This is a genomic window from Chitinophaga eiseniae (assembly GCF_012641265.1).
GTDB lineage: Bacteria > Bacteroidota > Bacteroidia > Chitinophagales > Chitinophagaceae > Chitinophaga > Chitinophaga eiseniae_A.
The window spans coordinates 647,677-663,103 of record NZ_JABAHZ010000003.1 but is presented as its reverse complement, the minus strand read 5'-3'; the positions used below and the strand labels follow the sequence as shown (position 1 = coordinate 663,103).

The 15,427-nt window shown below is 46.0% G+C and carries 14 protein-coding genes; 13 read left to right on the top strand and 1 reads right to left on the bottom strand.

The annotated features are described in order from the left end of the window. The first annotated feature begins 94 nt into the window (after positions 1–94). From HGH91_RS16490 to HGH91_RS16450, 9 genes are all read left to right on the top strand, one after another. The gene (locus HGH91_RS16490) at positions 95–838 is read left to right on the top strand and encodes a glycine-rich domain-containing protein (protein ID WP_168739074.1); all 744 of its coding nucleotides are present in this window, start codon (positions 95–97) and stop codon (positions 836–838) included. Between the two features lie 16 nt (positions 839–854). Beyond that, the gene (locus HGH91_RS16485) at positions 855–1,232 is read left to right on the top strand and encodes a hypothetical protein (protein ID WP_168739896.1); all 378 of its coding nucleotides are present in this window, start codon (positions 855–857) and stop codon (positions 1,230–1,232) included. A gap of 561 nt (positions 1,233–1,793) precedes the next feature. Continuing rightward, on the top strand, positions 1,794–2,957 hold the full coding sequence (locus HGH91_RS16480) for a sensor histidine kinase (RefSeq protein WP_168739895.1): 1,164 nt from the start codon (positions 1,794–1,796) through the stop codon (positions 2,955–2,957). A 5-nt stretch (positions 2,958–2,962) separates the two neighbouring features. Continuing rightward, entirely contained in the window at positions 2,963–3,715 is a 753-nt protein-coding gene (locus HGH91_RS16475) for a LytR/AlgR family response regulator transcription factor (protein ID WP_168739894.1), read from the top strand. Between the two features lie 116 nt (positions 3,716–3,831). Then, positions 3,832–4,014, top strand: coding sequence for a hypothetical protein (locus HGH91_RS16470; RefSeq protein ID WP_168739893.1), 183 nt, complete (start codon positions 3,832–3,834; stop codon positions 4,012–4,014). Between the two features lie 42 nt (positions 4,015–4,056). Further along, the gene (locus HGH91_RS16465) at positions 4,057–4,431 is read left to right on the top strand and encodes a response regulator (protein WP_168739892.1); all 375 of its coding nucleotides are present in this window, start codon (positions 4,057–4,059) and stop codon (positions 4,429–4,431) included. A 62-nt stretch (positions 4,432–4,493) separates the two neighbouring features. Then, the gene (locus HGH91_RS16460) at positions 4,494–7,601 is read left to right on the top strand and encodes a lantibiotic dehydratase (RefSeq protein WP_168739891.1); all 3,108 of its coding nucleotides are present in this window, start codon (positions 4,494–4,496) and stop codon (positions 7,599–7,601) included. 99 nt (positions 7,602–7,700) lie between these two features. Then, the gene (locus HGH91_RS16455; RefSeq protein ID WP_168739890.1) at positions 7,701–8,984 is read left to right on the top strand and encodes a PQQ-dependent sugar dehydrogenase; all 1,284 of its coding nucleotides are present in this window, start codon (positions 7,701–7,703) and stop codon (positions 8,982–8,984) included. A gap of 11 nt (positions 8,985–8,995) precedes the next feature. After that, positions 8,996–9,415: a c-type cytochrome gene (locus HGH91_RS16450; RefSeq protein ID WP_168739889.1), complete on the top strand. Its 420-nt coding sequence runs from the start codon at positions 8,996–8,998 to the stop codon at positions 9,413–9,415. Positions 9,416–9,669: 254 nt separating this feature from the next. Here the strand turns inward: HGH91_RS16450 and HGH91_RS16445 are convergent, their stop codons facing one another. Next, positions 9,670–12,039 (bottom strand): ABC transporter permease, encoded by a 2,370-nt coding sequence (locus HGH91_RS16445; protein WP_168739888.1) that lies wholly within the window; start codon positions 12,037–12,039, stop codon positions 9,670–9,672. Positions 12,040–12,276: 237 nt separating this feature from the next. Between HGH91_RS16445 and HGH91_RS16440 the strand changes: the two genes are divergently transcribed. The 4 genes from HGH91_RS16440 to HGH91_RS16425 all read left to right on the top strand — a co-directional run bounded on the left by HGH91_RS16440 (position 12,277) and on the right by HGH91_RS16425 (position 15,205). Continuing rightward, on the top strand, positions 12,277–12,477 hold the full coding sequence (locus tag HGH91_RS16440; protein ID WP_168739887.1) for a hypothetical protein: 201 nt from the start codon (positions 12,277–12,279) through the stop codon (positions 12,475–12,477). 65 nt (positions 12,478–12,542) lie between these two features. Further along, the gene (locus HGH91_RS16435) at positions 12,543–13,160 is read left to right on the top strand and encodes a hypothetical protein (RefSeq protein WP_211092325.1); all 618 of its coding nucleotides are present in this window, start codon (positions 12,543–12,545) and stop codon (positions 13,158–13,160) included. Between the two features lie 157 nt (positions 13,161–13,317). Beyond that, positions 13,318–13,920, top strand: a complete 603-nt coding sequence (locus HGH91_RS16430) for an RNA polymerase sigma factor (RefSeq protein WP_168739886.1) — start codon at positions 13,318–13,320, stop codon at positions 13,918–13,920. A gap of 106 nt (positions 13,921–14,026) precedes the next feature. Beyond that, the gene (locus tag HGH91_RS16425; RefSeq protein ID WP_168739885.1) at positions 14,027–15,205 is read left to right on the top strand and encodes a FecR family protein; all 1,179 of its coding nucleotides are present in this window, start codon (positions 14,027–14,029) and stop codon (positions 15,203–15,205) included. Positions 15,206–15,427: the final 222 nt, after the last annotated feature.

Sequence of the window (15,427 nt, the reverse complement as noted above, 5' to 3'; positions counted from 1 at the left end):
ATTGTAATACGATTATAGGTCGGTATAAGATACAAAGAATACGCGAGTCTTGTCTTTTTTTTCCATCTTTCGTATATGAACAAAAGATCGATATATGAAGAAACAGGCATCATTTGCGGCCCTGTCGACGGGCTCGCTGCTCTGGCAGCAAATCAGCGCTTTCCGGCTGGATGATCCCCAGGCAGCGTTACCGTTCTCCAGGAAATTGGCCAGGGAGCAACGATGGGATCAGGCCTTTACCCAGCGGGCCATACAGGAGTATAAGCGATTCATTTACCTCTGTTGTATTTCTCCCGGCGGTGCATCGCCTTCGGCCATTGTAGACAAGGTATGGCACCAGCATTTGCTTTATACCGAAAATTATTGGATCGCATTCTGTGAGCAAACACTGGGCCGGTACATTCACCACTACCCCTCGTTGGGCGGGCCGGCAGAAAAAAAGCGGCATGAGGCATGGCAGGAAAGTACCTGGAAGGAGTACCGGCGATGTTTTGGTGAAGATCCTCCCGCGGCCTTCTGGCTGGATGAAAAAGTTAATTTCCCCTCTGCTGTATTAGCTACTTTATCCGGGTTATTCCGGCGTGTGTTAACCATCCTTTTCTTCTTTCTTCTCCTTTTACTATTTCCCGGGTGTAACGGCGCCAGCCCTACGAATTTCATACTGTTTGGCTTCCTGGTATTTTGGGCGGTGCGAACAGCCACCAGCAAACCCGGTAAGTCCTCTAATGACGGCGGTGGCAGCAGCTGTTCCAGTAACTGCGGTAGTGATAGCAGCAGTTGCAGCAGCGGTTGTGGAGGAGGTTGCGGCAGCGGTTGCGGTGGTTGCAGTGGTTCCTGACGATAAAACTCACTTTATGCACAACAAAATTCCATATTACTGGCTGTTGATATTATTTTTCCCCGGGGGGCTGCTTCCCTTATTATATGTGAACCTGGTAACCGCTCAGTGGAATCCTTTTGCCATGAACGGCCAACATTTTACCTGGTTTTACCTGCTCTGCACCGGTGGGAGTTACTTCATACTGTTGTTGGCGGGTTATATACACCGCCCGGTTATTTTCCCGGTTTTTATACGGTGGTGGTTGGCCGGCATATGGGTATTGGGATTGGCAAGATGGTGCCAGGGCATGTATCATGCAAAACCTGTGGGTTACCTGTTGCTGATATTACTGGGACAATTTTTATGTTGGAGACTGAGTAAGGCTTCCCTTATAAAAAAAGAGACAGACTGACGTCCATCTCTTGAGGAGCTTTGGGTTTCATAGTGTTTACATAGAATAGAATAGTGTTAGCAGGTAGATGTTCTTACGCTCAGCTATATATTCTTTTTTGGAGTAACTGCTGGATAAAATGTGCTAGGTTTTCTGACCAGATTGGTATAAATATTATTCGATGACGAAATTATCAACTGTAATAGTATGACAATGGTAACAACAATGGATGAAAGGCTGCTTTCTGGAGCTTTGCGCGACTTCATCCTTGTTTTCAATATGTTAGTAACAAAGAACTTAGTATCTGTGGTCTGATTCACTGATCTATATCAAAAGTCTACAAAAAGCGGGAGCCATTTAAACTTATTAGATGAATTGACCCATAAACGCGATGAAAATGCGGTTGTTTCCAACATTGTATATCATTCATGGAGCTGGAATTCATTCATAATGTGTAAGTTGCAGTTGGAAAGGTGAATTTATATAATTTTTATTTATTATAAGATAAAAGAAATTTCGGATTGATAAAGTATTTTTATCTTACTTGCCTTTTGCTTACTGTCATTTTATATATAGGGTACGATGCTAGCTTTTTTCAGGGACAAGACCAATGGAAAGCCACTTGATGTTAGCCGGAAGCTGATGGAGTGGATTTCTTTCTTTTTATCTGATAAATATTATAAGACCAATATCAGGGTATGGGCACATATACTCATGTGGGCTATCCTGTCGGTGCTGTACGGGCTGATGATGGCGTCTAATTTCACTATATCCATTGGGGTGAGTGTGCTATTTATGCTGCGGAACATACTGGGGGCTATGTTTTTCTTTTACACTGCGTTTTATTTTATTATCCCCAAAGTATTGCAGAAGGGGTATTTTTTCCTGGCCCTGCTATGTTTCTGTGTTCCCTTTTTCTTTTGGTCGGTCATCAACTACCTATGCTCCCTGTATGCAGTGGCTTTCCTGGAAATCAATGACACTTCGCTGCGGGAATTCCTGAAGCGGGTGGTAGATGCCGGCTGGTCGGATACTTTTGGGCTGCATCATATGATAAAAATCTTCCTGCCGGTGTTAATGGTCATTGCGCCGCCGGTATCCCTGAAGCTGGTATTGGATATTATCCGCTCTTCCACCCGTACGTTGCGGCTGGAAAGAGATAACCTTAACCTGGAAGTAAGCTTTCTGAGATCTCAGCTGAATCCACACTTTTTATTTAATACCCTGAATAATATTTACTCTTTGTCGATCAGAAATGACGCATTGGCCTCGGATTTGATTATGCACTTATCAGAAATGATGCGTTATACCCTCTATGACTCCAATACCGACAAGGTGCCATTGGATATGGAGGCAGAGTTTCTGAAAAATTATGTGGAGCTGGAGAGCGTGCGGTATGGCAAAAACGCCAGTATCCAGTTTAACTGCGATACTGACAAAATAGGTGATCACCTGGTAGCGCCGCTACTGATGTTCCCTTTTGTGGAAAATGCCTTTAAGTATTCCCATAGCACCACCAACGATAAGTGCTGGATACATGCATCTATGGAAGTAGTGGAGCGGCAGTTGCGGTTTGAAATTGCCAATAGCAAGGGGGAACAGCCGGCAGGCAAAAAAGTGGCCGGAGGAATAGGATTGAGCAATACCCGTAAGCGGCTTATTTTGCTATATCCCGACCAGCATACCTTACATATTGAAAATAATCCCGAATATTACAAAGTTGTCTTGACATTAACGTTGAATTAAAAACTATGGATCAAATAATTACCTGTCTGGTAGTTGATGATGAGCCTTTTGCACGGGATCTGATGGAAAATTACATTGGACGGGTGCCTTACCTGCAACCTGTGGCCTTCTGTGAGAGCGCATTTGACGCTATTAATGAGTTACAGCGCCAACCGGTAGACCTGCTTTTTTCAGACATACAAATGCCCAATATCAACGGTATTGAAATGATACGTTCCTTGAGCAATCCACCATTCGTGATTTTTACGACGGCCTCCCGGGAGCATGCCATAGCGGGTTTTGAGCTGGATGCTGTGGATTACCTGGTGAAACCGATTTCCTTTGAACGATTCCTGAAAGCGGTGAACAAGGCCAGGGTCCATATTGGCCAGCGGCAGCAACAAGCCGTACCCGTGGAAGCTGCCAAACCCAAAATCAGCAATACGAATCACCTTTTTGTAAAAGATAATAATAAGTTAACCAAGATCCTCTTCGATGATATTTACTACGTGGAAGGGATGAAAGATTATATAAAAATCGTATGCGGGGATAAAACGGTGATCACCTACATGCGCATGAAAGTAATGGAAGATGTGTTGCCGGCCGATCAATTTATGCGGATTCACAAATCCTACATTATCCGCCTCCAGGCTGTCAAATCCCTTATGGGCAATACGGTGGAGGTAATAAACGGGCAAACAGTAATTATCTCAAAGTCCTCCCGGCAAGAGCTGAAGCGATTACTTGGGATTGCCAACTATGGAGAAGATGATGAGTGAAATATTATCGTTGGTCGAAAATTAGGGTAATTACGTCTAATAAAATATGCCATATACTATGAATGGGCGAGCTTAGATAGCAGATATACTTATCTGTTCATCTAAAATACTGTTTTATGGTAGACAAAAAATCTATGAACAGCCGTCCGAGACTATTATTGGAAAAGGAAATTATTTCCAAAGCAGATGTTTATGCGATTGAAAACATGCGTACATCTGACAGGTCCGGAAAAGGAAAGCTGCATTCCAGCGTACCCACTATTCCCACTACATGGGGCATCTTAGGTGCCGAAGCTTAACCCAATTTGTTTACTATTCTTCATGATTAACCCCCGTCAGCAATGCAATACAGATGTGCCATAGTAGATGACGAGCCCTTGGCATTAGACATACTGGAAAACTATATCCAACGAACTTCCTATTTGAAACTCGTAAAGAAGGCATCAGAACTGGCAACAGTAGAAAACCTGATCGCCGAAAGAAAAGTGGACCTCGTTTTCCTCGATGTAAACCTGAGAGGTAACACCAGGGACATTATAGCGCAGTTCCTTCGGCAGGACTGCGTTTTTATTCTTGTTACTGCCTACTCCAGCCGGGAAATACAAAATCTCTACTGGAAAGAGCAGCAAGGATACCTCGGTAAACCTGCGAGTTATAAAAAATTTGTGAATGAAATGGAGAGAGTGATTCCGGCTGTTAAATTGGCCATGACCTGAAAGCAGGTCCAGTTTGCTTTCAAATTATATAGTATCTTAGCGGCTTAACACTATACGTGATAATGGGTTCATCGCTCATACGCCCGCTAAAAGCTCACGATTTCTACCTCCTCAGAATGCCACTGTTGTCATGTGAAGAAGTACTCCGCTTACATCGCAGTACCTTTAATGACCCGGTGTCTTTTGTTGCGGCCATCCGGCAGCTCTTCACGCTCCCGTTGCTACAGGAAGCTGTTTTCCTGGCCAGTCCTGCCCTCTACTCTGAAATGCTGAAATGGCTGCAGGAACCCGACAGCTCCCTGAAATTGCCGTTGGCACTTTACCGTTACCTGTTGAGAATGAGCGCGCGCTGTACGCCCTATGGGCTGTTTGCCGGCTGCGCTACCGGTACTATTGGCCCGGGAGGAACTCATTTAACGCCTCCCGATGCGGATCACCGTTACAAGGTAGCCCGCCTGGATATGGAATACCTCTCTGCACTTATGGACGAGCTGGTAACATGGCCGGAAATCCGGTCACAGCTGGATTTTTACCCTAACAACAGCCTCTACAACGCGGGGCCGTCCAGCCGCTACTACGAATACCAGCTACGGAATGACAAAAGACATTATTTTCTCAGTGAATTTTTGCAGCGGGACTATATCCGCGAGATATTGGCCGTTGCCCGGCAGGGAGCCCGTATCGCTTACCTGGTGGAAGTGTTGCATCAATATGACATTCCGGAGAAGGAAGTTGCCGCTTTCATCGAAACCCTGATACATAACCAGATACTGGTGGCGCACCTGGCCCCGGTGGTGAGTGGGGAAGATAACCTGGCACACCTGATCCGGCAGTTGCCGGAAGGCCATGCTGCGGTGGCCACCCTGCAGCGGGTTCGGCAGCTTTTGCAGGAGCAAACAGATGGGGCGCAACGGTATCTTGAGATACAGTCCCTGCTGCAGGTACAGTTCCCCAACATTGCCGTCAAAGACCCGGTGCAGGTGGATCTCTTCTTTCCGTCGTTCCGGCACCACTTGTCGGCAAGGGCAGTGGAGCTGCTGCTACCGCAACTGGAGCGTTTGCTGGTGCTGGGTAGCCACAGTACGCCGACCGACCTGCAAACTTTTAAGGAACGTTTCCTGCAAATGTATGAACAAAGGGAAATCCCGCTGATGACGGCACTGGACAGTGAATCGGGTATCGGTTATGGTATTGTATCCGGTGATAATGCCAGCTATACCCCGTTGATTGACGACCTGGTGATGCCAGCAGGAGAGAAAAAAGGCACAGCTAACTGGAACGAGCATACGAAATTTGTATTGAAGCATTTCCTGCTTGCCCAAAGTGGCCGTCATAAGGAAATAACGCTTACGGATGCTGACCTGGACGAGTTATCGGCCGCCACGGAGGTACCCTCGCTGCCGGCTAACCTTTGCCTGATGGGGGCGCTGCTGGCTGCAGATGCTGATGCCCTCGATAAGGGCGACTTTCGCTTTTTGTTTAAATCCTGCTATGGCCCCAATGCTATTGCGTTGCTGGGACGTTTTGCGGCAGGAGATGATGCTCTGAAAGTCAAATTGAAAGCGATGGTGCAACAGGAACAGCTAATGGAACCCGATAAGGTATTTGCTGAAATCGTGCATTTGCCGGAAGGGCGTACGGGCAATGTCTTGCTACGTCCTGACCTGTACGAATATGAAATACCCTTCCTGGGGAAAAGCAACAAACCGGAGGTGTACCAGCTGCCGGTCAATGACCTGTATGTTACGGTACGTGGTAACCGGGTGATATTACGTTCTGTGCGATTGGGGAAAGAAGTGGTGCCCCGGCTCACCAGCGCACATAACTATACCCGCGGGTTGTCGGTTTATAAATTTTTATGTGATCTGCAGCAGCAGGAGGCAGTGTCGATACAATGGAATTGGGGCTTGCTGTTGGATCAACCTTTTTTACCCCGGGTGGTATATAAGCAGATTATTATAGAACGGGCCCGGTGGAAGATTACCCAGGCAGCCTTTCAGGAGTTGCAGCTGTTGCATACCGCGGTGACAGCGCTGCAGTTGTTGAAAGACCAGTATGAGATCCCGGATAGGGTATTACTATCGGAGGGGGATAATGAGCTGCTGATAGATTTTTCCAGCGTTTTTGCAATAGGTATACTCGCTGAAAAACTGAAGAAAGGAGATATTGTGTTATACGAGCATTTGTTTAGTGCAGATACCCGCTTGCTGGCCAGCGATAGCGGTGCATTTTGTAATGAGGTGATTATCCCGTTGCATAACACCGATTATCGGCCCGTTGCCGGCCGGCCTGGAGCGCCCGCTGCCACGCATGTGCAACGTAGCTTTTCGCCCGGCAGCGAGTGGTTATATGCAAAGATCTATTGCGGTCCCAAATGGATGGACCGGCTGTTGCTAAGGGAGCTGATGCCCCTCACCGCCCAATTAGAGGAAGAGGGAATGGTGGATCGCTGGTTTTTTATCCGTTTCCAGGACCCCGATCATCATATCCGGATCCGGTTTCACCTGCCACAGCCCGCGCAGCATACCAGTGAGGTAATCGGGTTATTGAATAAAGTCCTGACACCTTACCTGGACAATGATGTAGTACAGAAAGTACAGTTTGACACTTATATACGGGAGCTGGAGCGATATGGGCCCCAGCAAATAATGATCAGCGAAAAGATATTTTTCCATGACAGCCAGGCGGTTACCCGTTTGCTGGCTATCGATACCGGCACAGCCGCTATCGAGTGGTGGTTACTGGCATTGAAGGGGGCCGATGTGTTGCTCGACGATTTTGGCTATACGCCTGCTATGAAATTACAGCTGCTACGGCATTTGCAGCAACAGTTTTTTACAGAGCATAAGGGGGATGCTGATCTTTTGCAACAGCTGAATAATAAATACCGGCAGGATACCCCTTTAGTAACGGCCATATTACGGGATAACGAGCATGTACCTACGCTGGTAGAAAAGAGCCGGGATATTTTTAACCGCCGCTCTGTCGCCACCCGGAAGCTGGTGGCGGAGTTAAAGGTGCAGCAGGCCGATGCGGTTATAGCGTTGCCTCCACATTACCTGCATATGTTCCTGAACCGGATGTTTGCTGCCAACGCCCGGTTGCATGAACTGGTGATTTACCATTATCTCATGAAATATTATACTTCAGAGGTGGCGAGGCGGGGATGATACCGTTCATCTTAATAATTACAGATTCCATTAAAACCTTATTATTTTTACAGCATAGAGCGTGAAAATCCGTATAAAATCATTGAAAAACTTAGTAGCATGAAAACAAATGTAGTTTTGCTGGGATGCTTATCACTGTTGTCTGCATCCTGTTTGGCAGATAATGGCGACAGCAGCGCCATTCATCGTTCTGCGGGAGCAGATCAGGCAAATGCAGGACTGAAGCTGCCTGCTGGTTTTAAAGCACAGGTAGTAGCGGAAAACCTGGGTGCTGCCCGTCACATAGCGGTGACCCCGTTGGGCGACATCTATGTAAAAATACAAAGTTCCAAACCCGGTAAAGCCATTGCTGTTTTACATCCCACCGGCAGCGGAAAGACTGACGCCGTAAAAACTTTTGGCGCTTACCGGGGTACGGGTATGGTGATCAAAGATCATTACCTGTATACTTCTTCCGATGAAGACGTTTATCGTTACCAACTAGATGATAAATTTGAGGTGATGTATCCGGATCAGCCGGAAAAGATAGTGACCGGTTTAATTAACCGTCACCAACATGAGTCGAAATCTATTGCGTTGGATAATGCGGGTAACATCTATGTGAATATTGGCGCTTATTCCAATTCCTGCCAGCAGCAGGACAGGGCCAAAGGTTCCAAAGGAATACCTGGTTGTCCTATACTGGATTCTGCGGCGGGGATCTGGCAATTTAAAGCGGATAAGCTGAACCAAACCTACGGCGATGGTGTTCGTTATGCCACTGGTTTGCGCAATGTAGTAGGCCTGGATTGGAATACAGCACAGAACCAGTTATTTGTGATGCAGCACGGCCGTGATGGATTGTTTGACATGTTCCCGGAATACTATGATTTACAGCAAGGAAATGAATTACCTGCTGAATGTATGTATGCCCTGAAGAAAGGCGACAACGCCGGCTGGCCTTATATTTACTATGACGGTATACAGCATAAGAAGATGCTGTCGCCGGAGTATGGCGGCGATGGTAAGAAAACCGGTGGCGACGATGCGATTGATCCGGTAGTTGCCTTCCCGGCGCATATGGCGCCTAATGGGTTATTGTTTTATACGGGTAACCAGTTCCCGGAACGTTATAAGAACGGCGCCTTCATTGCTTTTCATGGCTCCTGGAACCGGCAGAAAGGGCAGAAGGGATATTATGTTGTATTTGTACCATTTAAAGATGGCAAGCCTTCCGGCAACTGGGAAGTATTTGCCGACAATTTTACCGGCGTGGAAAATATCCAGTCACCCGGCCAGGCACAGCATCGTCCCTGCGGATTAGCTCAGGGTCCTGACGGCGCGTTGTATGTAACGGATGATGTGAAGGGCACGGTGTATAAGATTTCTTACAGCGGTAAATAATGGAATTTCGTATGAAGAAAATAACTATGATAGGTGTTGCACTTTGTGCAACACTTTCTTTTTTGTCGGCGCAAACGCCGAAGAAGCCTGCTGCTAGCCAATCGTCGGCCGCCCGGGGAAAGAAAGTATATGAGCAGTATTGTCTGACCTGTCACCAGGTAGATGGCAGCGGTGTACCGCATTTGAATCCTCCGTTGATTAAAACATCGTTTGTACTGGGTGATAAAGCCAAACTGATACAGGTTATTTTAAAGGGGATGCAGGCGTCTGAGCCTATTGACGACGAATATTACTCCAATAATATGCCGCCGCATAATTTCCTGAAAGACCAGGAGATTGCCGATGTGCTGACTTATGTGCGCCGTAATTTCGGTAATAAAGCCAGTGCTGTAACTGCTGCCGAGGTAAAAACAGCGAGAGCAAAGAACTGATAATTACGTATATAACGGCGATATATACACTAAAAGCAGTTGCCTCGTATTAACCATAACTCCTGGAGATCAGCGTTACGGTTAATGCGAGGCAGCGTTGTAATTTGGGGTCGGGTATTACTTTCAACCGGTCCACCAAACAGGGGAGGTATAATTATTAAATGGTTTCACTGCCAGGAAGTTTTTGCCGTTGTTGGTTTCTTCACTTGCAGGATATATAGTCCTTTCCATCAGTTTAACATATGTCAGCGTAGTTATTCTGTTTTGAGGCTTTTGGCTGGATCAGCCAATGCAGCTTTTATAGACTGGAAGCTGATGGTGATGAAGGTGAGTACGATCACGGTGATGCCGGCAGTGATAAATACGCCCGGGCCTATATGCACGCTATAAGCAAATCCCTTTAGCCATTGCTGGGTAGCCCACCAGGCAAATGGCACCGCAATGAGAATGGCCAACAGAATGAGGCGAAGAAAATCTTTCGACAGCAGCATCACAATACCGCTAACAGTAGCACCCAGCACTTTCCGGATACCTATTTCCTTATTTCTTTTTTGTGCGGTAAAAGCAGCCAGTCCAAATAATCCGAGGCAGGATATCAGGATGGCTAATCCGGCGAAGTAGCGGGATAGCAGCGATACCTGGTTTTCGGCGGCATACAGCTTTTCATAGTTTTTATCCAGGAAGGCATATTTAAAAGGAAATCCGGGATTGAACTGTTGATACAGTTTCTCTAATGCGGCCATCACTGATTTTTCCTTGCCTGTTTCAATTTTCATCATAAAACGATAAGTGCCTCCCGGTTCCAGTTTGAGCAGGAGCGGTTTTACTTTTTCATGAAGCGACTGGAAATTAAAGTCTTTTACCACGCCTACAATAGTGACATCGTTGTCCCATAACCTCACTTGTTTCCCGATGGGGTCTTTCAATCCCATGAATTTAATGGCCGCTTCATTGAAGATGATAGCACTGCTGTCGGCGCCGAAGCTGCGGGAGAAGGCCCTTCCCTCTTTAAGCTGGATGTTGAGCGTTTGCAGCATATCGTAATCGACCGGAACGTACTCAAATTCTGTTCTGTCTTTAAGATTTTTCCCGGGCCAATATACGCCGGAGGTGCCGCTGCTATGGCCGCTCAGTTCATGACCTATACCTGATGCGCTGGTGATACCGGGAATATTCCTGGCTTCCGCCAGGAAGGCATCTTGTGTGTGGGTATCTTCCAGTTTGCCTTGTTTGTATATACTAACAATGTGATCTTTATTATAGCCCAGGTTCTTTGTTTGTATAAAACTGATCTGCCGGTATATCACCAGTACGGCCACAATTAATACGATAGACAGGGTAAATTGAAAAACGACCAACCCTTTGCGGATCAGTAATTCGCCAATGGAGTTGCTGAACTTTCCTTTCAGGGCAATTACCGGTTTAAAGCCTGATAGCAGGAAGGCCGGGTAACTGCCGGCCACCAGGCCGGTGAATAGGGTGATGCCGATTGCTGATAAAATGAAATTGATATTGAGATCCGATAAGGATAATTGTTTTTGTGTGATATGATTAAAAGCAGGCAATAAACAGTATACTAGTAATATAGCCAGGAGCAGGGCAGCGAAGGCCATTAATACCGATTCGCCCAGGTATTGCAAAACCAGGGTACTTCTGCCCGCGCCCAGGGCTTTCTTAACTCCTACCTCTTTGGCCCGGCTGGCCGCTTTTGCAGTAGAAAGGTTCATGAAGTTGATACAGGCAATGAGGAGAATGAAAATGGCAATAATGGAAAACAAGCGCACATATTCGATACGGCCTCCCACCTGAATGCCATTTTCGAAGCGGCCGTACAGGTAGTTGTCGGAATATCGTTGCAGGAATGGGGTACGATGGGTGATATCCCCATTTGTTTTTTGTTTGATAAGGCCTGCCAGCTTGGCATTCAATTTATCTACATTGGTACCGGGTTTCAGTAATGCAAAGGTATGTGCTGCGGTATTTCCCCAATTGTCTTTATTATTCTGTGCCCATTTCATGGTCATCATGGGTAACAGGAAGTCGAACAGGTCACTGTTATGTTGTTCGGGTAAACGGAAAACACCTGATACAGTATAGAATTTTTCATGTTGAAACTCCACCGTTTTGCCTACTATATTTTGTGTAGTGCCAAACAGTTTGATAGCCGTGGCTTCAGAGAGCACGATAGCATTGTTGTCGGCCAGTACCTGGTCGGGATTGCCCGCAATGAGCTGGTATGAAAACAGGTGGAAAAAATCCTTGCCGGCATATTTTCCATCGCTGGTGATATTTAGTTCTTTAGCGGTGGAGAGTACAACGTCGTCTATAAAAGTAGTTTGGGTGGTATAGGCTACTTCGGGCATTTCTTTGGCGAGAGCGTCGGCCATGGGCATGGGAGAGGACTTGGCGGTCCATATACCACTGGCTTGCACGCGGTTTTCCAGTACCTGGTAGAGTTGTGCATCTTGCCGATTAAATTTGTTCATGCTTAGTTCATCCATCACCCAGATATAAATCAGCAGAGCGCAAGCTAACCCTGTGGCCAATCCTATGAGATTCAGGAATGCAAATTTGCGGTCTTTTAACAGGTTGCGCCAGGCTGTTTTAAGATAGGTGACAAACATAGCTTAGGAATTTTGCTTTTGCGGACAAAGGAAGTGCCACGGGGGTGTGATTTGTTTGTGAAATATATACATATATTGATTTTTATAATTTGTTCGGTTTTAATACAGGGGTTGTTCGGATATGTGCAGGGCTGCAAACCAGCTATGGAATAATACGTATGGTAGTTTTATAATTATTAATAATCAATCTCAAATTGTAACGAGGTTAAAATTGTCTAAAAATTCATAAATTCGCTTATGACAATTTCCGCTTACAACAGAATAAGAGCTTTATTAATAGAGCAAAGGCGCCAGGTGACCAGTTCATCTGAGGTTGCATCCCAGCTGATTACAGATTTGGGTATAAGGGATATCTTAGTAAATGTTCCGGCTACAAAGGCTGCCCCTGAAAAAGCTGGTGGAAAGAAAGCTGCTCCTAAAAAAGTTGTTGTAAGATAACATTTCTTACCCCAAGCAATTCCCCAAAAACTTCCCCAAGTAATTCCACAATTTACCAACCATTTATGGCGTACCAATATATCTATTCATCCGATCCCGGATTAATAGTCGGCTTTCATGGCTGTGACCAAGGTGTTAGAGATAATATTATATCAGGCCAATCTACACTTAGACCAAGTAAAAATAAGTGGGATTGGCTAGGAGAGGGTATGTATTTCTGGCAAAATAATTATGAGAGAGCGTTACATTATGCGCAGAACCCTCCTGCAAAATCTGCAATAGAAACCCCTGCAGTACTTGGGGCAATTTTTAATCTGGGTCACTGCCTGGACCTTACTGATAAACAAGGAATTGACCTGGTAAAGCTCTCTCATGAAAGTTTAAGTAAATCAGCGGGACAAGAAAAAAAAGAATTGCCACGTAATGCCAATCCTAAGGGGAGTAAGGATTCAAAGGATAAAATTATTAGAAGGCTTGATTGTGCAGTAATAAACAATATTCATTCCTTAATGGAAAAAGGTAATGAAGCTCCATTTGAATCTGTTCGGGCGGTATTCTTTGAAGGCGCAGAACTCTATGAGGGCGCGGGCTTTCTGGATAAAACCCATGTTCAGATTTGTATAAGAAATCCTAATCTGATTAAGGCATTCTTTGTCCCCCGTAAAACAGTCAAGTGGCCTTAGTAAGGTCATTATAGTGGTGGCGAAAACATTTTCTCAACGCGGATGTAATATTTTCCTGCCTGCATATCACGGGGGAACAGTTCCATAATAAATCATCTTTTTTGGGTATTTTTATACCGATATGTCATTTTATATAAGGGGGTGTTTTCCGTAGATAATGGAGGAGTATTTACAAGCCGAACATTTATTATTACAAAAACTCGCTGCCGGGGAACAGTCCGCATTTCAGTTTTTATTTAATCAACACTACAAGGCGTTATGCTATTTCGCCAACAGTATTGTAGCTAATGACCAGGAGGCGGAAGACCTGGTACAGGAATCTTTTTCCAAATTATGGAACAAAAGGACCGACTTTAAGACCGCCGCTAATATAAAAGCCTTCCTGTTTATTGCTACCAAGAATGCCTGCCTCAATTTCCTGAAAAGCCGGGAAAGGCTCACCATCAAAGAGAAGGAGTTTTCTTACCTGCAAACAGTTGATACAGGCTTTGATCCACTATTAACAGAAACAGAAGTCATCCAGCAGCTATATAACGAAATTGAGGCATTACCCACCCAGTGCAGGAAGATCTTTAAGATGAGCTACCTGGAAGGGAGGAAAAACGAGGACATTGCTGTTGCGCTCCGGATTTCCTACAATACCGTCAGGGCACAGAAGCTGCGTGCTTTGAAGTTAATCAGAAGCAGCCTGATCAAAAAGAACATTTTACCCTTGCTGGGGGTATATATTTCCCTGCTTAAATATTACTACCATCACTAATTGATAGCCGGCCTGAATTTTTTTTCAAAAAAGTTAACCGAATCTTTAATCGAAAATATAATTTTCTTGTTTTCATAGAAAAGCGGGGTAGGGAGTGCCAAAGAATATGGAGCATAAGGATACTATTTTTTTACAGCGGATCGCATACCTGGTATATGGATACCAGCAGCAATCATTAACGGAAACAGAACAGGCAGAGCTGGGAGCATGGCTGGAGGCTGCCCCGGAGAACCGTGTATTCTTTGACCAATTAACCGATACGGCTATACTGCAGAGGAGATTGCAGCAATACCGCCATTTTGATGCAAATGCCGGCTGGGAAATTTTTCGTGACCGGCATTATCCTGCTGCGGCAAAAGGCCGTCTTCGCCATATATACTACAGGTGGGCTGCCGCTGCCGCCCTATTATTATTGCTGGGAACCGGCATTTATTTATCCCGGCGCAGCACTACCAGGCCGGTACACCCGGTGGCGGTAAACACATCGCCGATATTGCCCGGCTCCACCAAAGCCATACTCACACTGGCCGACGGTTCCACCATGCCGCTCGATAGTAATGCCAGCCAGGTAATTACCCAACAGGGTAGTATCGTAAAACTCAACAATGGCCAGTTGCAGTATAGCGCTGCCCAACCTGGTGGCGCTTATAGTCTCAATACGCTGACTACGCCCAGGGGCGGGCAATTCCGTCTTACCCTGCCGGATGGCACCCGGGTGTGGCTCAACGCCGCTTCTGCAATCACATATCCCACTGCTTTCAGCCAGGATAAACGCGAAGTATCTGTAAAAGGCGAAGCCTATTTTGAAGTAGCCGGAGAGCCGCAGGGGCCTTTCCGCGTCAACACCGATCATCAATCCACCATTGATGTTTTAGGAACCAGCTTTAACGTAAACGCCTACCCGGATGAACAGGGAATCGCCACCACCCTTATCCGCGGCGCAGTAAAGGTGAACAACGGACATGCCTCCAGGGTATTATTACCCGGCCAGCAGGCAAGGATAACCAGCCCGGATCAAATCGGCATTATTGCTCATGCCGACACCACCGCCATCCTGGCCTGGAAAAGGGAAGCCTTCTATTTTCACGATGCCGACATTCCTGCTGTGATGCGCCAGTTGGCCCGGTGGTATGATGTGAACATTATATATGCCGGCAACATCCCGGTCAGGAGGTTCCAGGGAGAGATCCAGCGACGGTTACCACTTTCAGATGTATTGGAGGGGTTGGAAACCACCGGCGTACATTTTCGCGTACAAGGACGCAATATCATCGTGGAGCCATAATCATTTTTTATAGCTATAGTCAACAAAACATTATGTACCGCCAATTTTAGATGTGTGAAAGGACAGCCGTGAAAAACCGGAGGTGATTGGAGCCACCCCCGGCATAAAGTCCGGCTGTCATTCGCCATAAGCACGCAAATACTTAATACCGATTATCCAACCAGACAAATGCAAATCTATGCAATTGAATTTTCATGGTAAAGCCCTTTCTATGCCCGGGCT